Origin of the sequence: Micromonospora eburnea (assembly GCF_900090225.1) — a bacterium.
Lineage (GTDB): Bacteria > Actinomycetota > Actinomycetes > Mycobacteriales > Micromonosporaceae > Micromonospora > Micromonospora eburnea.
Map to the genome: position 1 here is coordinate 6824753 of NZ_FMHY01000002.1, position 23879 is coordinate 6848631.

22 protein-coding genes, 1 tRNA gene and 1 pseudogene are annotated in these 23879 nt (G+C 73.0%); 10 read left to right on the top strand and 14 right to left on the bottom strand.

What is annotated here, in order from left to right:
• Positions 1–12: 12 nt before the first annotated feature.
• The 5 genes from GA0070604_RS29880 to GA0070604_RS29900 all read right to left on the bottom strand — a co-directional run bounded on the left by GA0070604_RS29880 (position 13) and on the right by GA0070604_RS29900 (position 4096).
• Positions 13–705: an NUDIX hydrolase gene (locus tag GA0070604_RS29880; RefSeq protein ID WP_091127512.1), complete on the bottom strand. Its 693-nt coding sequence runs from the start codon at positions 703–705 to the stop codon at positions 13–15.
• Positions 706–728: 23 nt separating this feature from the next.
• A complete protein-coding gene (locus GA0070604_RS29885; protein WP_091126162.1) occupies positions 729–1340 on the bottom strand; it encodes a TlpA family protein disulfide reductase in 612 nt (203 codons plus the stop codon).
• Positions 1337–2116, bottom strand: coding sequence for an endonuclease III (gene nth / locus GA0070604_RS29890; RefSeq protein WP_091126166.1), 780 nt, complete (start codon positions 2114–2116; stop codon positions 1337–1339). Before nth ends, GA0070604_RS29885 begins: the two co-directional genes overlap by 4 nt.
• A 62-nt stretch (positions 2117–2178) precedes the next feature.
• Positions 2179–3351, bottom strand: coding sequence for a CapA family protein (locus tag GA0070604_RS29895; RefSeq protein ID WP_091126170.1), 1173 nt, complete (start codon positions 3349–3351; stop codon positions 2179–2181).
• A gap of 82 nt (positions 3352–3433) precedes the next feature.
• Positions 3434–4096, bottom strand: a complete 663-nt coding sequence (locus GA0070604_RS29900; RefSeq protein WP_091126174.1) for an adenosylcobinamide amidohydrolase — start codon at positions 4094–4096, stop codon at positions 3434–3436.
• 129 nt (positions 4097–4225) lie between these two features.
• Here GA0070604_RS29900 and GA0070604_RS29905 point away from each other — a divergent pair, with 129 nt between their 5' ends.
• From GA0070604_RS29905 to GA0070604_RS29915, 3 genes are all read left to right on the top strand, one after another.
• Positions 4226–4903, top strand: coding sequence for a Crp/Fnr family transcriptional regulator (locus GA0070604_RS29905; protein ID WP_088981720.1), 678 nt, complete (start codon positions 4226–4228; stop codon positions 4901–4903).
• Between the two features lie 90 nt (positions 4904–4993).
• The gene (locus tag GA0070604_RS29910) at positions 4994–5737 is read left to right on the top strand and encodes a metallophosphoesterase family protein (protein WP_091126177.1); all 744 of its coding nucleotides are present in this window, start codon (positions 4994–4996) and stop codon (positions 5735–5737) included.
• Positions 5738–5852: 115 nt separating this feature from the next.
• Entirely contained in the window at positions 5853–6845 is a 993-nt protein-coding gene (locus GA0070604_RS29915) for a hypothetical protein (RefSeq protein WP_141721410.1), read from the top strand.
• Positions 6846–7100: 255 nt separating this feature from the next.
• Here the strand turns inward: GA0070604_RS29915 and GA0070604_RS29920 are convergent, their stop codons facing one another.
• Positions 7101–7562 (bottom strand): hypothetical protein, encoded by a 462-nt coding sequence (locus tag GA0070604_RS29920; protein WP_091126184.1) that lies wholly within the window; start codon positions 7560–7562, stop codon positions 7101–7103.
• A 116-nt stretch (positions 7563–7678) separates the two neighbouring features.
• Here GA0070604_RS29920 and GA0070604_RS29925 point away from each other — a divergent pair, with 116 nt between their 5' ends.
• Complete coding sequence (locus GA0070604_RS29925) at positions 7679–7984, top strand: hypothetical protein (RefSeq protein ID WP_141721411.1); 306 nt, start codon at positions 7679–7681, stop codon at positions 7982–7984.
• Here the strand turns inward: GA0070604_RS29925 and GA0070604_RS29930 are convergent.
• The 6 genes from GA0070604_RS29930 to sp36 all read right to left on the bottom strand — a co-directional run bounded on the left by GA0070604_RS29930 (position 7971) and on the right by sp36 (position 15301).
• Positions 7971–9482, bottom strand: coding sequence for a serine/threonine-protein kinase (locus tag GA0070604_RS29930; RefSeq protein WP_091126190.1), 1512 nt, complete (start codon positions 9480–9482; stop codon positions 7971–7973). The two genes, GA0070604_RS29925 and GA0070604_RS29930, sit on opposite strands and share 14 nt — an antisense overlap.
• Positions 9483–9512: 30 nt before the next feature.
• Positions 9513–9983, bottom strand: coding sequence for a hypothetical protein (locus tag GA0070604_RS29935; protein ID WP_091126194.1), 471 nt, complete (start codon positions 9981–9983; stop codon positions 9513–9515).
• A gap of 193 nt (positions 9984–10176) precedes the next feature.
• Positions 10177–13758 carry an adenylate/guanylate cyclase domain-containing protein gene (locus GA0070604_RS29940; RefSeq protein ID WP_091126198.1) on the bottom strand — a complete coding sequence of 1194 codons (3582 nt, stop codon included), beginning with the start codon at positions 13756–13758 and terminating at the stop codon, positions 10177–10179.
• Entirely contained in the window at positions 13755–14549 is a 795-nt protein-coding gene (locus GA0070604_RS29945; RefSeq protein WP_091126201.1) for an MBL fold metallo-hydrolase, read from the bottom strand. Before GA0070604_RS29945 ends, GA0070604_RS29940 begins: the two co-directional genes overlap by 4 nt.
• Before the next feature lie 129 nt (positions 14550–14678).
• A complete protein-coding gene (locus GA0070604_RS29950) occupies positions 14679–15140 on the bottom strand; it encodes a RidA family protein (protein ID WP_091126203.1) in 462 nt (153 codons plus the stop codon).
• Positions 15141–15145: 5 nt separating this feature from the next.
• Positions 15146–15301: a Sp36 family protein gene (sp36, locus tag GA0070604_RS29955; RefSeq protein WP_013736319.1), complete on the bottom strand. Its 156-nt coding sequence runs from the start codon at positions 15299–15301 to the stop codon at positions 15146–15148.
• Between the two features lie 771 nt (positions 15302–16072).
• On the opposite strand from sp36, the pseudogene GA0070604_RS29965 reads away from it, so the two are divergent.
• The 3 genes and pseudogenes from GA0070604_RS29965 to bagB all read left to right on the top strand — a co-directional run.
• A pseudogene (locus GA0070604_RS29965) lies at positions 16073–16636 on the top strand (Rv0361 family membrane protein); the annotation flags it as partial.
• A 26-nt stretch (positions 16637–16662) separates the two neighbouring features.
• Positions 16663–17640, top strand: a complete 978-nt coding sequence (gene bagA / locus GA0070604_RS29970; RefSeq protein ID WP_091126207.1) for an ATPase BagA — start codon at positions 16663–16665, stop codon at positions 17638–17640.
• Between the two features lie 56 nt (positions 17641–17696).
• Entirely contained in the window at positions 17697–18845 is a 1149-nt protein-coding gene (gene bagB / locus GA0070604_RS29975) for an ArsA family ATPase (RefSeq protein WP_091126211.1), read from the top strand.
• Between the two features lie 34 nt (positions 18846–18879).
• On the opposite strand, the gene GA0070604_RS29980 is transcribed toward bagB, so the two are convergent.
• Positions 18880–19200 carry a WhiB family transcriptional regulator gene (locus GA0070604_RS29980; RefSeq protein ID WP_091126214.1) on the bottom strand — a complete coding sequence of 107 codons (321 nt, stop codon included), beginning with the start codon at positions 19198–19200 and terminating at the stop codon, positions 18880–18882.
• 400 nt (positions 19201–19600) lie between these two features.
• On the opposite strand from GA0070604_RS29980, the gene GA0070604_RS29985 reads away from it, so the two are divergent.
• Positions 19601–22045 (top strand): penicillin-binding protein, encoded by a 2445-nt coding sequence (locus GA0070604_RS29985; RefSeq protein ID WP_091126217.1) that lies wholly within the window; start codon positions 19601–19603, stop codon positions 22043–22045.
• Between the two features lie 62 nt (positions 22046–22107).
• Here the strand turns inward: GA0070604_RS29985 and GA0070604_RS29990 are convergent, their stop codons facing one another.
• Positions 22108–22563 carry a GatB/YqeY domain-containing protein gene (locus GA0070604_RS29990; RefSeq protein ID WP_091126221.1) on the bottom strand — a complete coding sequence of 152 codons (456 nt, stop codon included), beginning with the start codon at positions 22561–22563 and terminating at the stop codon, positions 22108–22110.
• Positions 22564–22588: 25 nt separating this feature from the next.
• Between GA0070604_RS29990 and GA0070604_RS29995 the strand changes: the two genes are divergently transcribed.
• Entirely contained in the window at positions 22589–23482 is an 894-nt protein-coding gene (locus GA0070604_RS29995) for a metallophosphoesterase (RefSeq protein WP_091126226.1), read from the top strand.
• 73 nt (positions 23483–23555) lie between these two features.
• Positions 23556–23632, top strand: a tRNA-Pro gene (locus GA0070604_RS30000).
• Positions 23633–23879 lie beyond the last annotated feature (247 nt).

A 23879-nucleotide genomic window follows, 5' to 3' on the forward strand; every position in this document is an offset into this window, starting at 1 on the left:
GTGACCGCCGGGTCAGCGTACGGGGCTCTCGTCGACCGCGTCGGTGCCGGCCGAGGGTGCCGGCGCGGCCCCGGTCGGCGGCAGCTCCACCACCCGGGAACGCGGCCACGGGCGGGCCCAGCCGCCCATCTCCAACAGCGTGTTGAGCACCCCGGCGGTGAAGCCCCAGACCAGCATGCCGCGCACCGAGAAGGCCGGGCCGACCCAGCCGCTCGGGTGGCGCACCCGCATCCGGTTCTCCGGGTCGACCAGCTCGCTGACGGGCAGCCGGGCGACGTGCGCCACCTCGGCCGGTTCGCACGGACGCACCGGGTGCGGGGCGTGCCACCAGGCGAGCACCGGGGTGACCACGAAGTCGCTGACCGGAATCCACAGCTTCGGCAGCTCGGCGAGCACGGTGACGCTGGCCGGGTCGAGCCCGACCTCCTCGTTCGCCTCCCGCAGCGCGGTGGCGCTGGCGTCGGCGTCCTCCGGGTCGGCCGCGCCGCCCGGGAAGGCCGGCTGCCCGGCGTGATTGCGCAGCGTGGCGGCGCGTTGCAGGAGCAGCACGTCGACGCCGGCCTCCGGCTGCTCACCGAGCAGCACCAGCACGGCGCTCTCCCGGCCGCCACTCTCCGGGGTGGTCAGCTGGGTGAAGTCCTCGGCCCGGGCGGTGCCGAGCCGGCCGAGCAGCGGGTCCAGCCACCCCGGGGGCCGACGGGTCATGGATCCCTGCTCCGCGTGCCCGGTCACGACCGCACCTCCACGCCGAGGTGCTTGCGGACCAGCTCGGCGAGGCGGGCGTCGTCCAGCGCACCGGTCGAGTCGGTGTGCCGGATCCGCCCGTCGGCGTCGACGAGCACGGTCAGCGGGAAGGCCTTGCGCTCCAGCGCCCGCTCGAACGCGTCGCCCTGGTCGACCAGCATGGGGAAGCGGACGCCGAAGTCCTCGCCGATGGACTGCGCCCCGCCGCGGCTGTCCTGGCTGTTCACCCCGATCACCTGGAACCGGCCGGCGGCCCGCTCGCTGAGCCGCTGAAAGGCGGGCAGCTCCTTGCGGCAGGGCGGGCACCAGGACGCCCAGACATTGATCACCGCGGGACCCTTGAGGTCACGCAGCGGCACCGGGGCACCCCCGGTGAAACAGGAGAGGGTCAGCTCCGGCAACGGGTCGCCCCGGGTGCCGCTCGGCGCCGGGGCGGCCGAGGCCGGCGGGGTGGTCAGGGTGGCGCAGTCGGCGAACGGCGAGGGACGCTCGGCCGCCCGGGTCGCCGCCGCCGGGCCCGCCGGCGGCTCCTCGCTGACGGTGCAGCCGGCGACCGCCAGCAGCAGCGGGACGAGAAGGTACGCGAGCCGGTTCACGGCACCTCCGCCGCGACCGCCTGCTGCGGCACCAGGTCCGGGTCGATGCCGACCGCCTCGGCGAGATCCCGGGCGCGCGGCCCCTTGAGCAGCTTGACGGCGACCGCCGGATCGGTCGGCCCGGTGCCGTACGACGGGCAGAGCTTCACCAGCGTGCAGGCGCCGCAGGCGGGCTTGCGGGCGTGGCAGACCCGCCGCCCGTGGAAGATGACCCGATGCGACAGCATCGTCCACTCGCGCTTCGGGTACAGCGCGCCGATGGCGTGCTCGATCTTGACCGGGTCGGTCTCGGCGGTCAGGTTCCACCGGCGCACCAGCCGCTGAAAGTGGGTGTCGACGGTGATGCCGGGGACCCCGAAGGCGTTGCCGAGGATCACGTTGGCGGTCTTGCGGCCGATGCCGGGCAGGGTGACCAGGTCGACCAGCCGCTTCGGGACCTCGCCGTCGTACCGCTCGCAGAGCGCGCGGCCGAGGTTGATCAGCGAGGTGGTCTTGTTCCGGTAGAACCCGGTCGGCCGGATCAGCTCCTCCATCTCGACCCGGTCCGCCCCGGCGTAGTCGGCGGCGGTGCGGTAACGGGCGAAGAGCTTCGGGGTGACCTCGTTGACCTTCTTGTCGGTGCACTGCGCCGACAGGATGGTGGCGACCGCGAGCTCCAACGCGTTGGAGTGGTCGAGTTCACAGTGCGCGTCGGGATGGGTCTCGGCAAGCGCCCGGCCGATCCGCCGGGCGCGGCGCGTACGGCCGAGGTCGGTCTCGGGGGGACTTGTGGTCACGCCGGCCAGCCTACGTCGCCGGTACGACCTCCCGGCGCGGCCCACGCCTGGGATCGGCCCCGCTACGCCTCCGGCGCGGTGATCCGGCCGTCGCTGTCGAGCCGGGCACCGGTCTCCGGGAAGTTGTCCCGGCTCAGCTGCCGGACCAGCCCGAGGCCACGGTGCTGCCGGTCGACCGCCGGCCGCCCCACGCCGTTCATCGCCGTGGAGGTGAACCCGCCCTCGACGAAGCTGCCGTCCGCCGCGAGTGAGACCTTCAGCACGCCGCCCCAGCCGAGCCGGCCGGAGCTGTTCAGCGACTTCCCCCCGCCGGCGAAGTTGCCCAGGCTGTACGCGATCAGGCGCCCCTTGTAGAACTCCATGCCGCGCAGCACGTGCGGGCCGTGCCCGACGACCAGGTCGGCGCCCGCGTCGATCACGGCGTGCGAGAAGCGGATCGGATCGCCCCGGTTCTCGCCGTAGAACATCTCGGTGCCCGGCTTCACCCGGGTCTTGTCGGCGCCCTCGGCCCCCATGTGCACCTGCACCACGACCAGGTCGGCCTGTTCGGCGGCCTGGGCGACCACCTTCTTGGCCGCCCCGATGTCGGTGAGGCTGTTCGACCACGGGTACGACGAGAAGCCCAGCACCGCGACCTTCACGCCCTTCACGTCGACCACGGTGATCTCGCCGGGCGCGCCGGTGTGCTTGAGCCCGTGTTCCTTGAGCGCGGACTGGGTGTTCTCGTAGCCCCGCGGGCCGTAGTCGTACCCGTGGTTGTTGGCCTGGTTGAGCAGCTGGAACCCGGCGGAGCGCAGGTGCGCCGCGTAGCCGGGGGGCGCCCGGAACTGGTAGCAGTTCGTCGCGTTGGGCGCGCACTTGCCGGTGCCGGTGTCCTCGGTGAGCGGCTCCTCCAGGTTGCCCATCACCAGGTCGCCCTTGAGCGCGGCCTTGACGTCGTCGAAGAAGTCCTTGCCCCCGTTGGCCGGCAGCCGGGAAGGGGCGTTGCCCATGATCACGTCACCGGTCGCGGTCAGCGAGACGACCTTCGCGGACTCGCCCGGCTCGCTGGGCTGGACGGCGTCGACGGGGACCGCCGAGCCGGTCGGCGCGCCTCCGCCGCCCGCCTGCCAGACGGGGCCGCTGCCGCTGCCGCCGTCGCCGCAGCCGGCGACGAGCAGTGCGAACAGCAGCATGCCGAGGGCGGCGGCCCGGCGACGCCGGACACGGGACACGGAGCGGGCGGGAGCATACATCGTCCGCGACGGTACCGCCCGAGAGGCGGTCTGACGACGGCCGATCGGTCGGAATAGCCGGCCGTGTCGCCCGCCGGCCGGCTCAGCCCGCCCGGCGGTCTGACCAGGGAACCACCGTGCCGACGCCACCGGCCCGGACGGCCGCGTGCACGGCCCGGGCGAGCGGCGCGCCCCACGTCGACCGGGGGCCGCCGTACGCGGCGGGCTCACCGTCGGCCGGGCAGAGCACGGTGACCGCGTCCGTAGGCGTACCGGTCGCCGCCAACCCCAGCTCCCAGATCGCCTGCGCCTTCGCCTCGGTGGCCGTCGCCACCGCGTTGACCAGGGCGGCCTCGCCCAGCCGGGCCGGGACGTACACCACGATGTTGACCGTGCCGACCCGCTGGGCCGCCGGCGCGGGCGCGGGGGCGGCGGCCCAGACCGGAGTGCCGAGCCCGACCGTCGCCCAGACCCGCACGCCGCTGTCGGCCCGCGCCACCGCCTCGGCCACGTCGACCCCGGTCAGCAGCCCCACCCCGGGTCCGGCCAGGCCCAGGCCGTCGGCCAGCTCGGCCAGGTGGGCCGCCGGGTCGTCCCGGTCGTACGACATCGGCACGGTCGCGTTGACCACCCACCGGCGTACGCCGATCCCGCCGCCGAGCGGAGCGGTGCCGACCGCCAGCAGCGGCTCGTCGGCACGCCAGACCAGCAATGGGATGTTCCATCCGTCCTCGTCACGGGTGGTCAGGAATGGCTCGCGCAGCACGTACCAGAGCCTACGATCCAAGGGGTGCACCTCTGATTCCTGCTCACGTGCGCCTAGACTGGCGGCGCGCGAGGGATCAGCGGACGGCGGACCCGGCCGACGGACGGCACGCGCAGGCGGAGGTGCGCGATGGACGAGGTACTGGCCCGCAGCGGGATCTTCCAGGGTGTCGACCCGGAGGCTGCCGAGGCGCTCGCCAAGGAGATGGAGACGCTCGAGGTCCGTAAGGGCGAGGTCGTCTTCAACGAGGGCGAGCCCGGCGACAGCCTCTACATCCTCCTGTCCGGCAAGATCAAGGTGGGTCGCCGCGCGGCGGACGGCCGGCAGAACCTGATCGCCGTGATGGGCCCGTCGGACATGGTCGGCGAGCTGTCGCTCTTCGACCCCGGCCCGCGTACGGCGACGGCCACCGCGGTGACCGACACCCGGCTGGTGCGGCTGCGCAAGCAGGCACTGCGGCCGTGGCTGAACAACCGGCCGGAGATCGCCGAGCAGCTCCTGCGGGTGCTCGCCCGCCGACTGCGCCGGACCAACGACTCGCTGGCCGACCTGATCTTCACGGACGTGCCGGGCCGGGTCGCCAAGAACCTGCTCCAGATGGCCGGCCGGTTCGGCACCCGCGACGGTGGCGTGCTGCGGGTGACCCACGACCTGACCCAGGAGGAGATCGCCCAGTTGGTCGGCGCCTCCCGGGAGACGGTCAACAAGGCCCTGGCGGACTTCGCCTCGCGCGGCTGGCTGCGGCTGGACGGCAAGAGCATCATCATCCTCGACCCGGAGCGCCTGGCCCGCCGCGCGCGGGTCTGACCTCCCCACCCGGCCGGGCAGGCCACCGGATGGGTCTGCCCGCCGCAGAATCGCTGGACCGGGACCCGTCGGGTCGAGGACGCTCGGACGATGCTCGAACGTGTCGCGGTCCTCTCCGACATTCACGGCGTACTGCCGGCGCTGGAGGCCGTCCTGGCCGAACCGGACGTGGCCACCGCCGACCTGATCGTGCTCACCGGCGACCTCGCCGCCGGCCCGCAGCCGGTCGAGGTGCTGGACCTGCTCGCCACCCTCGGCGACCGGGCCCGCTGGGTACGCGGCAACGCCGACCGTGAGCTGGTCGAGGCGCGGGCCGGGCGGATCAGCCCGATCGAGGTCTCGAACTGGGCCGCCGCCCAACTCCGGGACGACCAGGTGGCCCGGCTGGCCGCGCTGCCGCTGACCGTCACCCTGCCGGTCGCCGGCCTCGGTGACGTGCTCTTCTGCCACGCCACTCCCCAGGACGACGAGGAGGTCGTGCTGGTCGACTCCCGGCTCGACCGCTGGGCCGAGGTGTTCACCGGCCTGCCGACCGAGGTGGGCACGGTGGTCTGCGGGCACACCCACATGCCGTTCACCCGGCTCGTGGACCGCCGCCTGGTGGTCAACCCGGGCAGCGTCGGGATGCCGTACGGCGGGGCGGGCGCCTGGTGGGCGCTGCTCGGCCCGGGCGTGCAACTGCGCCGGACCCGGTACGACATCGAGGCCGCCTGCGCCCGGGTGGCGGCCGAGTCGACGTTCCCGGACGCCATCGCCTGGGCCGACGAGTACCTGCGCTCCCGCCACTCGGACACGGACGCGCTCATGGCCTTCGGCCCGCGCGACGGCCGCTGACGCCTCCGCCACGACAGCAGAGCCGGTCTCGGCTGTTCGTCAGAGCGGCGGGGCGGCGGGGGATGCTCCGGGCTGGGAGGATGGGCCCCAAGGTCAACAACAGTTAAGGATGCAGATGGACCGTAGGTCGATCCTCAGGGCGGCGGCGGCCGGTGCGCTCGCCGCGCCCGTCGCCGGGCTGCTCGGCGCGCTGCCCGCCGAGGCGGCGACGTATTACGTGATGGCGACGGAGCAGGCCAGCGGGCGGATTCTCCGCTTCAACCCGGCCGCCTGGAATGGCGGTACGGTCCTGTGGCAGGCCCCGAGCCGCACCGGCACGTGGACGAACCTGTCGGACGTCAAGCGCCGAAGCACCGCCAAGTGGGGCAACGTCATGCTGGTGACCTCCTCGGGCGCCGGAGATTACCTGGGCCGGGCGGCGATGATCGACGAGAGCGCGATCAGCTCGTCGCGGACCGGCGGGATCGTCTGGCAGGCCACCGTCGACGGCAATCCACACTCGATCGAGCGGATCGAGGGTAAGGGCGCGATCGTGGTGGCCACCTCGAAGGGGCCCACCGGCTCGGCCACCGGCGGAGGGCTGCACCTTTTTGTCCCCAGTTCCAACGGGGGGAAGCCGGGCACCAAGGCGGCGCAGTTCATCAACTTTCCCGGCGCGCACGGGGTGATCTACAACCGCAACGGGTTCATCATCGCCGTGGGGAACGGCGAGGTCCGGCTGTACGGGATCACCGGCGACGGCGCGAAGACCCGCCTGGCGTACCGGACGAAGTACACCTTCAGCGACGGCGCGGGCAAGGCAAAGATGGGGCACGACATCCTGCCCAACCACGGGGGGCGTGGCTACTTCTTCACCTCGTCGTACAACGTGCGCTCGCTCGACCTGGTATACGCCGGCAACAGCTGGCAGTTCACCGCGACAAGCGTGGTGAGCAAGACGGCGCACGTGAAGGCATACACCCGGTTGCCGAACGGGGTGCGGACCTGGGTCGTCCCCGGTTCGGGCGAGGGTGAGTGGAGCAAGACCATCCACTTCAGCTCTGGCAACCACAGCAAGAGCGGCGCCCGCTTCTACCGGGTGCGCTACTACACCACCGCGTTCGCCTGACCGGCCCGGGGTACGGCGGGTGCCCGATCACCCGCCGTACCCCGGGGGTCCGTCAGCGGACGGTCAGGGTGCCGACCAACCGGCAGCGGCGCGACCACCGGGCGGGAGCCTGGCTGCGCGTCACCGCCACTCTAGGGAGCAGCGCCAACGAAGGGGACCGGCCAAACGCGGATCAGTACGACGAATCACCCCACCGATGTAACGAAAATTTCTTTCTCGACGCTTTTTGCGCCGACCTGAGGCCGGCCCGGTCGACTATTCGATTCCGGCGAACCAGGAGGGCGTCGGACCGGCGTCGTCCCCCTCGAAGGCAGGTACGTACGCGTCGGCGACCTGCCAGCCGGTGTCGCCCTCGGCCAGCAGCAGGAACGCGTCGATCTCGCTGGACGGGGCCCCGATCCCCCACACCTCACCCTCGTCCACGACGGCCTTCTTCAAGCCGCAGACACCGCGCGGGTCCGGCTTGGCGGTCTCGCAGTTGCCGACGTAGCGGCTGCCCTTCGGGTAGTTCGCGGTCACGTACCGGGCCATGGCCTGCTCGAACGTGATGCGCTCCAGCTTCGACGACGGCGTGGTCGCGGGTGTGGGATCGGACGCGGTGGCAATCGGTTCGGGCGGGGACCAGGTGTGGGTCCCCGCCGACGGCGCCGCCGATCCGCAACCGGCCAACGCGGCCACCATCAGCAGGGCGACAAGGGGCCGGGAAACCCGATCCACGAACGTTCTCCTTTCCTCGACAAGATGATCTTGTCGTTATTCAACCGGACGCCCGCTCGGTGCCGCCGACTCGGGCCGGCGCTTGACGGACGGCCGACCTCGGTCAGGCTTGTCCGATGAGGTCAGTCCCCGCGCGCATGCAGGCCGTCGTCGCGTCGCTGGCGACGCTGGTGGCGCTGGTGACCCTGGCGCTCTGGCACCCTGCGGGCACCCTGTCGGTGGCTCTGGCCCTGGCCTGCGTACTACTCGGGATGATCGCCGGAGTGACGGTGACCGCGGCCTGGCAGGCCCGGGCCGGCGAGGCACCGCCCGAGGAGCGGCCGGCACCCGGCGGGTACGAGGTCGACGCCGACACGCTGGAGGCCATCGATCCACGGGCGGTCCGGCAGCAGCGGACGGCGCACCGGCTCAGCGACCGATGAGGGTCGGCACGGCGAGCGCGTCCACGCCCCGCCCGGCCAGGCAGCGATAGCTGCGGTCGGCGTCCGAACCGGACGGCGGCAGCACCTCCAGGTTCCAACCGGCAGCCTCCGTGAGGCCACTGGCGAGCTGGAAGGTGCGCACGTTACAGACCTGCTGGACGGCCGGGTCGGCGACGACCGCGGCGTGGCCCGCGTCGGCCAGCGTCGCGGGCAGGTCGCCCACGGCGTACGTCTCCCAGGTGTGCAGGCCGTTGCACTGCACCCGGGTCGCCTCGGCTCGGTCGCGGCGCAGCCGTACCGGCCCGAAACACTCCAGCTCGGACGCACACCGGGCACCGGCCGGCAGGCGTACGCCCCCGGCCGCGCAGCCCGGCACGGCCGTCGACCCGGTGGCGTTGACGATCCCGGTGGCCACCGGCGTCGGCTGGTCCACATTCGCCAGGCCACCGCCGAACCAGGCTCCCGCGCCGGCGGAGGCGGCCAGGGCGAGCACCCCCGCGCCGCCGAAGAACCAGCGCCGGGGCCACCGCCGGTCGCGCCCGGTCACGGCCGGTTGGGCGGCGTCCTCCGGCGCCGGGCGCGGCGCGGGCTGCCCCGTCCGGCCCACGGCGTACGGTCCGCCAGCGCTCGGGGCACCGTAGACCGGCACGCCGCTCACCGGGGCGGACCCCGGGTCGAGCGGCAACGCGGCGAGCATGCCGCCCAGCTCGACGGCGGACGGGCGTTCCCCGGGGTCGTTGGACATGCCGAGCCGCAGCACGTCGATCAGTTCCTCGGGCACCCCGGGCAGGCCGGGAATCGGCTGGTTGAACATCTCCAGCACGGTGACCAGGCTCGGATTGCGCTCGGTCTGCCAGCGCGGCGGCCGGCCGTGCATCACCGCGTAGAGGGTGGCGCAGAGCGCGTAGACGTCCACCGCCGGCGACGGCGGGCTGTGGTTGAACATCTCCGGCGGCGCGTACGCCGGGGTGAGCACCTCCAGGGTGACCGAGGCGTCGCGCACCTCGGCCAGCACCGCCAGCCCGAAGTCGGCGAGCACCGCCGGATTGAAGTGGGAGTAGAGGATGTTGGCCGGCTTCACGTCCCGGTGCAGCACGCCGGCCGCGTGCGAGTGGGCGAGCGCATCGGCGATCTTGACGCCGAGGTCGCGGGCCTCCACCGGGCCCAGCGGCGAGGTGCGCATCCGCTCCGCGTACGACCCGTCGCAGAGCTCCATGATCAGGTAGGGGTGCCGGTCGACGGTGACCCCGACATCGAAGAGGTCGACCACGTGCGGGTGGGAGGACATCTTGCCGGCGGCCCGCGCCTCGCGCAGGAAGCGTGCCTGGTCCCGCTCGCTGCCCAGCATGCGGTTCTCCACCTTGACCGCGACCTCGCGCCCCACCGAGATCTGGGTGGCCCGGTAGACGGTGGCGTAACCCCCTCGGGCAAACACCTCTAAATCGGTCAGACCGGGCACGATGGGTAGCCGCAGGGCGCCGGGCGGGGTCTCGGTCACGGGTCGAAAATACCCAACGATCCTGGTCGCTCAGTGCACCGCGTCGGCCGTCGGCACGGGGCCCGACCCGGCGGCGGTGGCGTCCGGCGTGCCGTCGGCGGCCGCCCGGCGGGCGTCCCACCAGAGGCCGACGGCCGTCGCGGCCGCGCCCAGCCCCTCCCAGGCGGCCACCGAGAAGAACCGGCCCGGGGCCACCTCGGTGAGCACCGCGATGCTGAAGACCGTGAACGTGACCAGCCGGAACCAGACCGTGAACCGGTAGAACGGCCGCCACTCGGTGGCGGCGGCGAGCAGGTAGTAGACCCCCATGTTGAACGAGGCCATCGAGGACGCGGTGAGGAACGTGCCGGTGTAGTCGCCGGGGGCGCGTTCGGCCGGCGTCTCGAAGCCGAGCATGCGCAGCTGGGCCTCCGGCCAGATCAGCCCGAGCGCGCCGAGCAGCAGCGCCAGGAGCCCGAAGACGGCCATCGTCCAGCCGGCGCCCGAACGCGGCAGCCTCATGCTTCCTCCCCACCCGCGACCGCCGATGTGGACGGCCCTCCTCGGCCCCACGCTATCGGCCGCCCCCGACACCACACATCCCCGGAACCGCCAAACCTGTGCCGGCACCGCACCCACGCCCACGGATTCATCGAAGGATCGGACTCCGGACACGCGATGGTCACCGTTTTCCGGCGAGCCCGCGGGTCAGGGATCAGGGGAGCGCGAGGCGGGCGCGGAGGGTGTCGGCGGCCGCCCGCTCGCTGCGCTGCTCGGTGGCGTACGCCAGGCGGACCGCCTCCTCGGCGCTGGCGAGGGCCTCGACCGGGCGACCGCAGGCGGCCAGCGCCTCGGCCAGCACACCGGCCCCGATCACCTGGCTACGGACGTCCTCGGCCGGAGCGGCAACGGCCCGCTGCGCCCAGTCCAGCGCCTGCTCATGCTGGCCGTGGGCGAGCAGCGCGGACGCGTACCGGGCCATCGTCTGGCGGCGGGAGAAGAGCAGCGACGGGGTGTGGGCGGCGGCCGTGGCGACCGGGGCGAGCAGCCCCACCGCGGTCCCCGAGTCGCCGGCGGCGAGCCGGGCCATCGCGAGCAGCACCCGGGGGCCCACCTGGGCGGGAGCCTGCGGATTGTGCGGCTCCACGGTGGTCAGCACCGACCGTGCCTCCCGCTCGGCGGTCTCCCGGTCGCCCAGTTCCAGGGCCACGAACCCGCGCAGCGTGCCGGCCATTCCGGTGAGCAGCGGATGCGACGTCCGGTTGGCGTACCAGAGTGCGTCGGTGAGCAGGTCCGCGGCGTGCTCGGGCGCACCCAGCCCGCGCGCCACCACCCCACGGACGACCAGCGCGAAACCCTGCCCCCAGTCGTCGCCGACCTCGGCGAACTCCCGGTACGCCCGGCGCGCCCCCCGGTCCGCCTCGGCCAGCTCGCCCAGCTCGGCGGTGGCGTACGCCTCGACCGCCCGAAGCGTGCCGACCGCCCACGCCTCGCCGACCCGTTCGCCGAACGGCAGGAACACCCGCGCCATCCGGCAGGCCTCCCGCAACCGGCCGGCGAGCAGCCGGGCGAACGCCGTGGTGCCGCGCAGCCAGGCCCGCCCGTACGGGTCCCGCAGCTCGGCGAAGAGGCGGGCGGCCCGGCCGAGCACCGCGTCGGTGCCGGCGAAGTCGCCCCGGGTGGTGGTGACCCAGGCCAGGTTCTGCAACGACCAGGCCTGCCCACGCGGGTCCCGGGCGGAGAGGCTCACCTGGTAGGAGGCGGCGAGCCGGCTGCTCGCCTGGCCGAGCCGGCCGGCGATGAAGTCGGCCATGCCGAGCCGGCGCATCGCCGAGGCGCGCATCGCGGGCAGCTCGGCCTCGGTGGCCACCTGCAACGCCTCCTGCCAGCAGCGCACCGCCCGGTCGGCGTCGCCCACGGTCTGGTGGGCCTGCCCGGCGAGCAGCAGGGCGCTGGCCCGGGTGGTTGCCGCCTCCCCGGCGTTGGCGGCGATCTTCTCGGCCGAGGCGAGGGCGTCGCTCGGGCGGCCGATCTGGAGCAATGCCCGGGCGTGCACCACCTGGTCGGCCAGCGGCAGCCCGTCCCGGGCCAGCTCGGCGGCCCGTTCGGCGTACTCGACGGCCAGGGCCGGCTCCCCCGAACGCAGCGCGCGGCGGGCGGCCCGGCCGAGCGCGGCCACGCCCAGCGGGGCGACCGCGCGGGCCGGCGCGTCGGGGCGGAGCTTCACCGCGTCGGCGAGCGCCCCGGCCCGCTCGACGTGCTCGGCGACGAACTCGTCCCGGGCGGGCTCGGTGAACCCGCCGGCCGGGGGCGCGGCGGCGTCCGCGCTCTCCGGGGCCGCCCAGCGGGCCAGCGCGGCGTGCCGCTCGGCCAGCTCGGCCTTGCTCACCCCGGCGTACGCGGCCTCCCGCATCAACGGGGTCGCGAACGCGTACCCGGTGCGGGTCCGGTGCAGCATCCGGCGTTGCAGCAGCTCCTCCACGGCCCGGTCCAGCTCGACCGCGACCACCGCCGCCGGGCGGCCGCCCCGCCCGACGTGCTGTTCGCGGAGCGCCTCCAGCGCGCCGGCCGGCACGGTGTCACCGATCACCGCGGCGTCCCGCAGCACCGACCGGGCATCCGGCGGCAGCGCGTCGATCCGGGCCGCGAGCACGGCGGCCAGGTCCCGGGAGAGCAGTCGGCTGCCCAGCGAGCCGGGGATGAGCCGCCAGCCGACCGGCGGGTTCCGGTCCGGGCCGGGGGTCAGCGCCCCGCGTTCCATCAGCAGCGTGACCAGCTCGGCCAGGTAGAAGGGGTTGCCCTGCGCGGTGGCGAGCAAGCGGTCGGCGTCGGCCTGCGACAGCTTGCCGCCACCGAGGTAGCTGGTGAGCAGCCGGGCGGCGTCCGCGCCGCGCAGCGGGGGTAGCGCGTGCACCTCCGCGTCCGCCACCCGGGTCAGCGCGCCGGCGGTCCGGACCAGCTCGGGGCGGCCGAGCAGCAGCACCAGCACCGGCCCGGTGAGCCGGGAGAGGGCCAACCCGAGCGCGTTGATCGTCTCGGCGGTGGCGTCGTGCAGGTCGTCCACGACGATCATCAGGGGCGCCTCGACGGCGAGCGCGCTGAGCAGGTCGGCGACCGCGTTCGGCACCGCTTCGGCGTCCGGGTGCGCGGTGGCCGCGTCCCATTCGCCACTCTCGGCGACGGCGGGAAGTTCGGCGTACCCGAGCAGGGCCAGCAACTGGTCGACGGCGACCGGGGGCGAGTCGCCGGGAATCCGGCCCAGCCGCTGCCCGAGCCGGCGCAACCGCTCCTCGACGGCCGGCCGGGTGACCGCGGTGGCCGCGTCGTTGGGCAGGCCGACCGCCGCCCGCACCAGGTCGGCCAGGGGAGCCAGCCGGCGGCGCTCGCCGAACGCGGCGCAACGCACCGAGAGCACCCGGGCACCGGTGTGCGCGGCGTACCGGCCGGCACCGACGTCGTAGCCGGCGGCGAGGCGTTCCACCTCGGCGGCGAACCGGGACTTACCGATCCCCGCCTCGGCGGTCATCAGCAGCACCCGGGGCTCGCTCCGGTCGATCACCTCGGCGAGCCGGCCGGCGACCCGGCCGATCTCGGTCTCCCGGCCCACGAAGGGCGCCTCGTCGCCGAGCCCGGAGCGGGTGCCCGGCGCGTCCAGGAGGCCCAGCAGCTCGTACGCCTCGACCGGCTCACGCTTGCCCTTGAGCCGCAGCGGGCGCAGCGCCCGCCAGGAGGCGACGTGCCGGGTGGCGGCGGCGGTCCGTGCGCCGGCGTAGACCGCGCCCACGGCGGCGGCGTCGGCCAGCCGGGCGGCCGTGTTCACCGTGTCACCGATGACCGTGTATTCGATCGCCGCCTGGATGCCGGCGATCACGTCACCGGTGTTCAGCCCGACCCGCAGGCCGAGCGGCGCGCCACCGCCGCGCTCGTCGTCGAGCACCCGGCGGACGGCCCGCTGCATGGAGAGCGCGGCCCGCACCGCCCGCTCGGCGTCGTCCTCGTGCGCGACGGGCGCCCCGAAGACGGCCATGATCCCGTCGCCGGTGAGCTTGTCGACGTGCCCGCCGAAGGTCTTGACCGCGCCGGCCAGGGCGGCGAGCACCCGGTCGGTGACCGCGCCGACCCGTTCCGGGTCGAGGTCCTCCGACCAGGAGGTGAAGTCGGAAAGATCGCCGAAGAGCACGGTGACCACCCGCCGCTCGGCGGCGGGCAGGGTAGCGGCGGCCGGCAGCGCGGCACCGCAGTTGTGGCAGAACCGCCCGCCGGGTACGGCGACGGTCCCGCACACCGGGCAGGTCACGGCTGCTCCACCCCGAGATATTCGAGCTGGGCGCGGACCGACCACTCGGCCGCCCACCAGAGCGACCGGTCGACATCGGCGTAGACCCTGGCGACCACCTCGGGCGCGGTGGTCGCGCCCTCGGCCACCGCGGCGCGGACCTGGTCGAGCCGGGCCCGGCGGTGGGCCAGGTAGAAATCCGCCGCCGCGCCGCAGTCGGCCAGCGCCGGGCCGTGCCCCGGCAGCGCCGGGATCCCCCGGTACGTCGAGAGCAGCTCCAGGCTCGACAGGTAGTCACCGAGGTGCCCGTCCGGGTGGGCGACCACCGTGGTGCCCCGCCCCAGGATGGTGTCGCCGGTGAGCACCACCCGCTCGTCGCCGTGCTCGACCAGGAAGCAGACCGAGTCCGCGGTGTGCCCGGGGGTCGGTACGACCCGGATGGTGAGGCCGGCGGCCAGCGCGGCACCCGCCGCCAGCGGCTCACCGCCGATGGTGTGCGCCGGGTCGACGGCCCGGACGGGCGCCCCGCCGAGCAGCTCGTGCACGCGGGCCGAGCCCTCGGTGTGGTCCGGGTGCCCGTGGGTGATCAGCACGGACTCGACCGGCCCGTGCGCCGCGATCGCGGCCAGGTGCTCCTCGTCGGCCGGGCCCGGGTCGACGACGACCGCCTGCTCGGCGTCGGGGGCGCGCAGCACCCAGGTGTTGGTGCCGTCGAGGGTCATCGGCCCCGGGTTCGGCGCGCGCAGCAGCGTCACCCATCCCGGCAGCTCGTCCGCGAGGGCACCCGCCGCCCCGGTCACATGCCCGCCCATGGCAGCGATCGTACGACCCCGGCCGCCACTCCCCGCGATCTTGCGATTTCGACCGCTGATTTGTGGTCGTTCACGGCTTTCACGCCGGCGGAACCGCAAGATCGCGGAGGCGGAGCGGGGTGGGTGGGGTCAGCTGACCTCGACGATGACCTCGACCTCGACGGGGGCGTCGAGGGGAAGCTCGGCGACGCCGACGGCGCTGCGGGCGTGCCGGCCGGCCTCACCGAAGACCGCGAGGAACAGGTCGGAGGCACCGTTGATCACGCCCGGCTGGCCGGTGAACCCCGGCGCGCTGGCCACGAAGCCGGTCAGCTTCACGATCTTGACGACGTTCTCCAGGCCGACCAGCGAGTCGATCGCGGCGACCGCGTTCAACGCGCACCGCTGCGCCAGGTCCTTCGCCTGCTCGGCGGAGACGCCGGCGCCGACCTTGCCGGTGGCGAGCATCTTGCCCTCGACCATCGGCAACTGGCCGGACACGTAGACGTGCTGCCCAGACTGGACGGCCGGCACGTAGCTGGCCACCGGCGGCACCACCTCGGGCAGGGTCAGGCCCAGCTCGGCGAGCTTCGCGTGCGGTCCGTTCGCCATGCCGCTCACGCCTTCGGCCGCTTGAGGTAGGCGACGAGCTGCTCCGGGTTCGGGCCGGGAACCACGGAGACCAGCTCCCAGCCGTCCTCGCCCCAGTTGTCGAGGATCTGCTTGGTCGCATGGACCAGCAGCGGCACCGTGGCGTACTCCCACTTCTGCATGCGTGACGGCTCCCTTGCCTGGCATGGACTTCGGTCAGCCACAGCCTACGGTCCGCCGTCGCCACCGAGGCACGGGACGCTGCTCGGGCGACGTGGACGGTTCACCGCAGTGGCCTTCGTGGTCGTGGCGCCGGGGGCAGCGGGAATCGTCGGGCAGCAGCAGGTCGCAGAAGTTCGGTGCCGGCTGTTCTGGTCGTCGGTGGTGGAGGCCGTCGTCTCGCCGGCGTCCACCACCCGCCATGCGGGGGTGCGTGCGCTACGGCCGTCGATCGCGCGTCCCGCGTCCAACCCGGTACGCGGGGCCGACGCCTCCGCCACCGACCGCTACCCTTCGGGCTGGACGGGCATCCGCGCTCGCCCGCCACGCCCGATCACGCGCGTCGGTCGCCATCGGGCGGCGACGGCACCGCACCCCCGGGGGAAGACATGACCCAACCGCCCATCGGTGGCGCCACCGGCTCGCCCGACGGCTCGTCCCACCCCGAGCCGAACGGGGGCGCCACCCCGCCCCCCGCCGCGGCCTTCCCCCCGCCTCCGGTATCCGGCCACCCGCCGTACCAGAACCCTGCCGGGCCGTACCAGGACCCGACGGCGCCCTACCAGAACCCTGCCGCGCCGCACCAGAACCCCGCCGCGCCATACCAGAACCCTGCCGCGCCCTACCAGAACCCGACGGCGCCCTACCAGAACCCTGCCGGGCCGTACCAGGGCCCGACGGCGCCCTACCAGAACCCCGCCGCACCGCACCAGAACCCGGCTGCGCCGTACCAGAACCCCGCCGCGCCGTACCAGAACCCTGCCGGGCCGTACCAGGGCCCGACGGCGCCCTACCAGGACCCGACTGCGCCGTACCAGAACCCGGCCGGGCCGTATCCGAATCCGGCCGCGCCGAAGAAGCGCCGGGGCTTGTTGATCGTGTCGATCGTGCTCGCCGCGGCGATCCTGCTCTGCGGCGGTGGCGGCACCGCCGCCTTCCTGACCCTCCGCAACAGCGAGGAGGGCCAGGGCGCGAAGGAGCCGGCGGTCGCGGTGGACGGCTTCCTCGGCGCGGTCTACCGCGACCTGGACGCCAAGAAGGCGGGCACCTTCGTCTGCTCGGCCTCCCGGGACGACAAGAAGCTCGCCGCCAAGGTCGCCGAGGTGCGGAAGTACGGGGAGCAGTACCAGCAGCCGCGGTTCCGCTGGACCCCCCCGAAGGTGGACAACCAGACCGCGGAACGGGCGACCGTCAGCACCATGGTCACCATGATCACCGCCGACGAGAAGGTCGCCGACCAGGAGCTGCGCTTCACCGTCGTGCAGAAGACGGGTTGGTGGGTCTGCGAGGTCTCCTGAGCCCGGCGGCTGGGTAGGCTCGACCGGTGGCAGCAGCTGAACGGCCGGCCGAGCCCGCCGGCACCGGGTGGCCGGCCCGCCTCCACGTGGTGACGGGGAAGGGCGGCACGGGCAAGACCAGTGTCGCCGCGGCGCTGGCCCTCGGGCTGGCCGCCGGCGGCCGGCGGACCCTGCTCGTCGAGGTGGAGGGGCGGCAGGGCATCGCCCAGCTCTTCGGCGTCGACCCGCTGCCCTACGAGGAGCGGTACCTGACCGACGCCCCGGGCGGCGGCGAGGTACGGGCCCTGGCCGTGGACGCCGAGGAAGCGCTCCTGGAATACCTGGACATGTTCTACAAGCTCGGCGCGGCCGGCCGGGCGCTGCGCAAGCTGGGCGCCATCGACTTCGCCACCACCATCGCCCCGGGCCTGCGGGACGTGCTGCTCACCGGCAAGCTCAAGGAGGCGACCACCCGGACCACCGGGCAGCGCCGGGCGTACGACGCGGTGGTGCTGGACGCCCCGCCGACCGGGCGGATCGGCCGCTTCCTCAACGTCACGGCGGAGACCGCCCGGCTGGCCAAGGTCGGCCCGATCAAGACCCAGAGCGAGGGGGTCTCCGCCCTGCTCCGCTCGCCGATCACCGCCGTGCACGTGGTGACCCTGTTGGAGGAGATGCCGGTCCAGGAGACGCTGGACGCGATCACCGAGCTGACCGAGCTCGGCTTCCCGGTCGGCCGGGTGATCGTGAACGGCGCTCGGCCGCCGGTGCCGGCGGGGCGCGAGGTGACCGCGGCCGAGCTGACGCGAGGGCTGGCCGCCGCCGGCCTGCCGAGCGACGCGCGCACCGTGGCCGGCCTGGCCGAGGAGGCCCGGGGCCAGCAGGTACGCCGGGAGCTCGAGGACTCCCTCCGGGCCGACCTGATGGAGCTTGGCCTGCCCCTGACCGAGCTGCCGCTGCTCCCCGAGGGGGTCGACCGCGCGGGTTTGGACACGCTGGCCGGGATGCTCGTCCGGGCGGATTGACTCACACCTGCGGGCAGCACCGGCAGAGACACCGGGCAGACCGATACGCTCGATTCGTGCATTCCGAAGCCGCGGCGCCAGCGCTGGACGTCGACCGGATCCTCGCCGACCCTGGCGTACGGATCGTGGTCTGCTGCGGGGCGGGCGGGGTGGGCAAGACAACCACCGCTGCCGCGCTGGCCCTGCGGGCGGCCGAGCGGCACGGCCGGCGCACTGTGGTGCTCACCATCGACCCGGCCCGCCGGCTGGCCCAGTCGCTGGGCCTGACGGAGCTGGACAACACCCCGCGCCAGGTGAAGGGGATCGACGTCCAGGACAGCGGCGGTGAGCTGCACGCCATGATGCTCGACATGAAGCGGACCTTCGACGACGTGGTGCTGGCGCACACCGATCCGGCGAAGGCGGCGGAGATCTTCGCCAACCCCTTCTACCAGGCCATGAGCTCCACCTTCGCGGGCACCCAGGAATACATGGCGATGGAGAAGCTGGGCCAGCTGCACGCCCGGGGCGAGTGGGACCTGATCGTGGTGGACACGCCGCCGTCCCGGTCCGCGCTGGATTTCCTGGACGCGCCGGCCCGGCTGTCCCGCTTCCTCGACGGTCGGATGCTGCGGCTGCTGCTCGCCCCGGCGCGTACCGGGGGGCGGAGCATGTTCAGCTTCGTCACCGCCGGGTTCGGGATGTTCTCCAAGGCGGTGCAGAAGGTGATCGGGGCGCAGCTGCTCACCGATCTCTCCGGTTTCGTGGCCGCGCTGGATTCGATGTTCGGCGGTTTCCGGCAGCGGGCCGAGCAGACGTACCGCATCCTCCAGGCCCGGGAGACGGCGTTCCTGCTGGTCGCGGCTCCGGAGCCGGACGCGGTGCGGGAGGCGGCCTACTTCGCGGGCCGGCTGCGCGACGAGCGGATGCCGCTGGCCGGCCTGGTGCTCAACCGGGTGCACCGGCCGGTGGTGCCGGAGCTGAGCGCGGCGGACAGCATGGCCGCGGCGGTCCGGCTGGCGCAGGAGGGTGGGCACGCGGGCACCGTCGAGGTGCTGCGGGCCCATGCCGCGCTGGCCCAGCAGGCGGTACGCGAGCAGCGGGTGGCGGCCCGGTTCACCGAGGCGTTCCCAGCGGTGCCGGCGGTGTCGGTGACGGCGCAGCCCGCCGACGTGCACGACGTCGACGGGCTGCGGACGATCGGCGAGGCGATCAGCCGGCGGTGATCCGCCGGGACCGACCGGCCGGGCGGCTCGGTGGTCAGTTGGCCGAGGTCACCAGGACCTTGTCCCGGCCGGCCTTCTCCTTGGCGTTCTTCTTCATGGCTGCCTCGAACATCTTGCGCCAGCTGGTCACCTGGGGGTGACGGCGCAGCAACGCCCGGCGTTCGCGTTCGGTCATGCCACCCCACACACCGAACTCGATCCGATTGTCGAGCGCGTCGGCCAGGCACTCGTACCGGACTGGGCAGCTCCGGCAGATCCGCTTCGCCACGTTCTGTTCGGCGCCCTGTACGAACAACGCGTCCGGGTCCCCGTTCTGACACGCCGCCAGTGACGGCCAGTCAGCGATCATGCCCATCTGTACACGTCCCCCCTTGGATCAAACACGACTTCGCGCGACCAGCCGTCGAATTCCCCCCGGTCGTCCGGCCGGCCTCCCCCAGGACGGCACCGGACGACATGTGGCTCTGTCGCCGCCATCATCATGCTGGGTAGTCACCCAATTACGCAACGTTGTCGGCGAAATCCATCATTCCGGACACTCCCGGCTTCCCGGGCCTGCGCCCGCCGTCTACCCGGTCGAGGTACGTGAAAACCCTGCGCCGTTCCCCCGTTCGGGGGAGACTTCGCCAGATTCACGCAACCACCCACCAGGGTTCGTGCGTTTAGCACAACGAGGCCGGCGCGCGCAGGAAATGGGGAAAAGACGCCCCAGCGCCCCTCGTTCCCTACTCGCGTACCCTGTCGAGGTGACCTGGATGCGGAAACGTGACCACAATGTGCTGACCAACGCCGCATCGCTACTCATCTGTGGCCTACTGGCCGGCGTGGTGGTCGCGGCGGCGGCCTTCCCCGCAGTGGCGATGTCCGGACTGGCCGCCAAGGCGGGGGCCGAGACCTTCGGCGCGCTGCCGAAGGAACTGGCCGTAGCCCGCTCCCCGCAGATCACCTATCTGCTCGCCTCGGACGGCAAGACGCCGCTCGCCAGCATGTTCGACGAGAACCGCCGCGACGTCAAGCTCAAGGACATCTCGCCGTACATGCAGAAGGCGATCATCGCGGCCGAGGACCACAACTTCTACAAGCACAACGGCGTCGACTTCAACGGCGTGGCCCGGGCCTTCGTCAACAACAGCTCCGGGGCCAACTCGCGGCAGGGCGCGTCGACGCTGACCATGCAGTTCGTCCGGCTGGCCATCTCGTACTCGGCGACCCACCCGGCCGACGTGGTCGCCGCGACCGAGGACACCAGCGCCCGCAAGCTGCGCGAGATGTCGCTGGCCCTCCAGGTGGAGAAGGAGTTCTCCAAGGACGAGATCCTGGAGCGCTACCTGAACCTCGCCGCCTTCGGCAACGGCGCGTACGGCGTCTTCGCGGCCAGCCAGGTCTACTTTGGCAAGCCACCGAGCAAACTGGACATCCAGGAGTCGGCGCTGCTGGCCGGCCTGGTGAAGGCACCCACCGCGTTCAACCCCACCACCGCCGCCGGCTACCCGGACGCGGTGGGCCGGCGGGACTACGTCATCCAGAACATGGTGACCATCGGCGCCATCACCCAGGCCGAGGCCGACCAGGCCAAGCAGATCAAGCTCAAGGTCAACCACAAGCGCACCCCGAACGGCTGCGTCGCCACGAACGTGCAGAGCTGGGGCTTCTTCTGCGACTACTTCTACCGCTGGTGGTTGCAGCAGGAGACGTTCGGCTCCACGACGTACGACCGCGAGCGCCGGCTGAAGAGCGGCGGCTACACCATCACCACCAGCCTCGACGTGCAGGCGCAGAAGGCCGCCGACAAGGCGGTCCGCAACCATCTGAGCGTGGACGCCACGGCCGCCCGGATGGTGGCGGTGGTCGAGCCGGGCAGCGGCCGGGTCCGCGCGGTCGCGGTCAACCGCAACTTCAAGCTCGACGATCCGGACACCCCGCAGAACAAGCTCTCCAGCGATCCGAAGAAGGCCAAGAAGAAGATCCGGGGCAGCCGCCCGAACACGGTCAACCCCCTGATCACCGGCGGCGCAGGCTTCGCCGGCTACCAGGCCGGCTCGACCTTCAAGATCTTCACCCTGGTCGCGGCGCTGGAGAAGGGCTACCCGCTCAGCTACACGATCAACGCGCCGCATCAGTTCAAGTCGGATTACATCATCGACGCCCGCAACCCGGCCGCCTGCGACGGGCCCCACTACTGCCCGACCAACGCCAACAAGTCGATGGCCGGCGTGCACAACATGTGGAGCGCGTTCGGCTACTCCGTCAACACCTACTTCGTGGCGTTGCAGCAGCAGGTCGGCGCGGAGAACGTGGTGAAGGCCGCACAGAAGCTCGGCATCACCTTCCGTTCCTCCGGGGACGCGCGGCTCGCCACCGACAAGAGCTCCGCACACCAGTGGGGCGCGTTCACCCTGGGCGTCTCGCAGACCACCCCGCTGGAGCTGGCCAACGCCTACGCCACGCTGGCGGCCGACGGCAAGTACTGCGAGCCGACCCCGGTCCAGGAGATCCGCGACCCGGACGGCAACAAGCTCGACATCGCCAACCCGCGTTGCGAGCAGCGGATCGACACCCAGGTGGCCCGCGCCGCCGTCGACGCCGCCCGCTGCCCGGTGGGCGACAACTCCTCGACCTCCAGGTGCGGAAGCCGCACCGCGGGCAACGTCCACGGCGTCGTCGACGCCCCGGTGGCCGGCAAGTCGGGCACCACCGACGGCGACAAGACCTCCGCCCTGGTCGCCATGACCAAGCAGTACGCGGTGGCCGGCATCCAGGCCGACCCGGACTGGCCGCAGACCACCCAGCGGATGAAGCACAACGAGGTGCCCTGGGGCATCAACCCGGCGGTCTACGAGACGCTCCGCGACGCCATGAAGGGCAAGCCTCGGGTCAACTTCACCCCGCCGAGCGGAAAGATCGTTCTGGGCGACCAGCGGTCCATCCCCGGCGTCAAGTGCCAGTCAATCGAGACCGCCAAGTCGCGGCTGCGTGGTGCCGGCTTCGAGCCGGTGGTGTCGAGCAGCAAGGTGGCGTCGGAGTGCCCGGCGGGGACCGCCGCCGGCACCAGCCCGGACGGGAAGACCATCAAGAACGGCGTAGTGACCATCGAGGTCAGCTCCGGCCAGGGCGCGCCGACTCCCGACAGCAGCACCGGAGCCGGCGACAGCCCGCCGCCGAACGGCAACGGGCGTGGGCCACGACCGCCGCGTAACTGATCCGGCGCGACAAACAGCGGGCGGGCACCCGAGGGGTGCCCGCCCGCTTCGTCGTCCGGGGATCAGAGGCCGAGCTGCCGGCGTACCTCGGCGGCGACCCGGCCCCCCTCGGCCCGGCCCGCCACCGCGGCCTGGGCCGCCTTCATGGCCGGGCCCATCTGCGCCTTTCCGGTGACGCCGCCCGCGGCGAGCGCGCCCGCGACCAGCTCGGCCAGCTCGGCGTCGGAGAGCTGCTTCGGCAGGTAGCGCTCCAGCACCTCGCCCTCGGCGGTCTCCTTGCTCGCCTGCTCGGCGCGGCCCGCGTCGGCGAACGCGGCGGCCGCCTCGCGCCGCTTCTTCGCCTCCTTGGTCAGCACCGCGAGCACCTCGTCGTCGCTGAGCTCGCGCTTCTCCCTACCGGCGACCTCGGCCGTGCCGACTGCCGCGAGGGCCATCCGCAGCGTGGAGGTGGTCAGCTCGTCGCGCGCCTTCAGGGCGGCGCGCATGTCGGCGGTGAGACGATCCTTCAGCGTGCTCATGGCTGGTCAAACTACCCTGAACGCCATGCGAAAGCGCACACTATTCCGGCTCGCCGCCGGGACCGCCGTCGCCGGCGCGGCCACCCTGGCGTACGCGTCGCTCGTCGAGCGCAACATGTTCACCCTGCGCCGGTACGACGTACCGGTGCTTCCGACCGACGCCGAGCCACTGCGCGTGCTGCACCTGTCGGACCTGCACATGACCCCCAACCAGCAGCGCAAGCAGGACTGGGTGGCCTCGCTGGCCGCCCTCGACCCGGACCTGGTGGTGGTCACCGGGGACAACATGGCGCACCCCGACGCGGTTCCCGGGGTGCTGCGCGCCCTGCAACCGCTGCTCGACCTGCCGGGTGCCTTCGTCTTCGGTTCCAACGACTACACCGGGCCGGTCTGGAAGAACCCGTTCACCTACTTCCTGCCCGACCGGGAGTACACGGAGGGCGTGCCGCTGCCGTACGAGGAACTGCGCGACGTCTTCACCGGCGCCGGCTGGGTGGACCTCAACAACGCGCGGACCACCCTGAAGGCGGGCGGCCGGGAGATCGAACTGGTCGGCGTGGACGACCCGCACGTCGAACGGGACGACTACGACGCGGTGGCCGGCCCGGTCGGCTCCGGGTCGGCGCTCGCCATCGCGCTCAGCCACTCCCCGGAACCGGTCGTGCTGGACCGGATGGCCGCCGACGGCTTCGGGCTGCTGCTCGCCGGGCACACCCACGGCGGCCAGGTCTGCGTACCCGGCTACGGCGCCCTGGTGACCAACTGCGGCCTGCCCCGCTCGATGGCTCGCGGCCTGCACCGCTGGCCCGGCTCGGATTCCTGGCTGCACGTCTCCGCCGGCATCGGCACGCACCCCACCGCCCCCGTACGCTTCGCCTGCCCACCGGAGGCGAGCGTGCTCACGCTGATCCCCCGCTGAGCGACCCCGCTCCAGGTTGGGGGTACCGAGTTTGACCATCGGAGCGAGTGGGCTACTATTTGTCGGCACGCCTCGGGGTGTGGCGCAGTTTGGTAGCGCGCTTCGTTCGGGACGAAGAGGTCGTCGGTTCAAATCCGGCCACCCCGACCAGAGGTAACAGCAGGTCAAGGCCCCTCCGCGGAGGGGCCTTGATTCGTTTCCAGGGATCCCCGCTCCGCCCTGGCAAGGCGAGAAGGCGGCGCCCTGCGGTCCCGGTCACCCGTCGACTACGGGCAGCGGTCCAAGATCACGGACGCTGGCGGTTCGCCCGGTCGGAGCGGCAGAGATCAGCCCTCGGCGTCGCAGAGCGATGATCTTCGACTGATTCGGGGAGGCAGCCATTGCCATCCCTCACTAG

Coding starts and splice junctions, on each gene's coding strand:
- GA0070604_RS29880 (WP_091127512.1), bottom strand. CDS start 705: ATGACCCGTCGGCCCCCGGGGTGGCTGGACCCGCTGCTCGGCCGGCTC.
- GA0070604_RS29895 (WP_091126170.1), bottom strand. CDS start 3,351: ATGTATGCTCCCGCCCGCTCCGTGTCCCGTGTCCGGCGTCGCCGGGCC.
- GA0070604_RS29905 (WP_088981720.1), top strand. CDS start 4,226: ATGGACGAGGTACTGGCCCGCAGCGGGATCTTCCAGGGTGTCGACCCG.
- GA0070604_RS29910 (WP_091126177.1), top strand. CDS start 4,994: ATGCTCGAACGTGTCGCGGTCCTCTCCGACATTCACGGCGTACTGCCG.
- GA0070604_RS29915 (WP_141721410.1), top strand. CDS start 5,853: ATGGACCGTAGGTCGATCCTCAGGGCGGCGGCGGCCGGTGCGCTCGCC.
- GA0070604_RS29925 (WP_141721411.1), top strand. CDS start 7,679: ATGAGGTCAGTCCCCGCGCGCATGCAGGCCGTCGTCGCGTCGCTGGCG.
- GA0070604_RS29935 (WP_091126194.1), bottom strand. CDS start 9,983: ATGAGGCTGCCGCGTTCGGGCGCCGGCTGGACGATGGCCGTCTTCGGG.
- GA0070604_RS29945 (WP_091126201.1), bottom strand. CDS start 14,549: ATGGGCGGGCATGTGACCGGGGCGGCGGGTGCCCTCGCGGACGAGCTG.
- GA0070604_RS29950 (WP_091126203.1), bottom strand. CDS start 15,140: ATGGCGAACGGACCGCACGCGAAGCTCGCCGAGCTGGGCCTGACCCTG.
- sp36 (WP_013736319.1), bottom strand. CDS start 15,301: ATGCAGAAGTGGGAGTACGCCACGGTGCCGCTGCTGGTCCATGCGACC.
- GA0070604_RS29980 (WP_091126214.1), bottom strand. CDS start 19,200: ATGGGCATGATCGCTGACTGGCCGTCACTGGCGGCGTGTCAGAACGGG.
- GA0070604_RS29985 (WP_091126217.1), top strand. CDS start 19,601: ATGCGGAAACGTGACCACAATGTGCTGACCAACGCCGCATCGCTACTC.
- GA0070604_RS29990 (WP_091126221.1), bottom strand. CDS start 22,563: ATGAGCACGCTGAAGGATCGTCTCACCGCCGACATGCGCGCCGCCCTG.
- GA0070604_RS29995 (WP_091126226.1), top strand. CDS start 22,589: ATGCGAAAGCGCACACTATTCCGGCTCGCCGCCGGGACCGCCGTCGCC.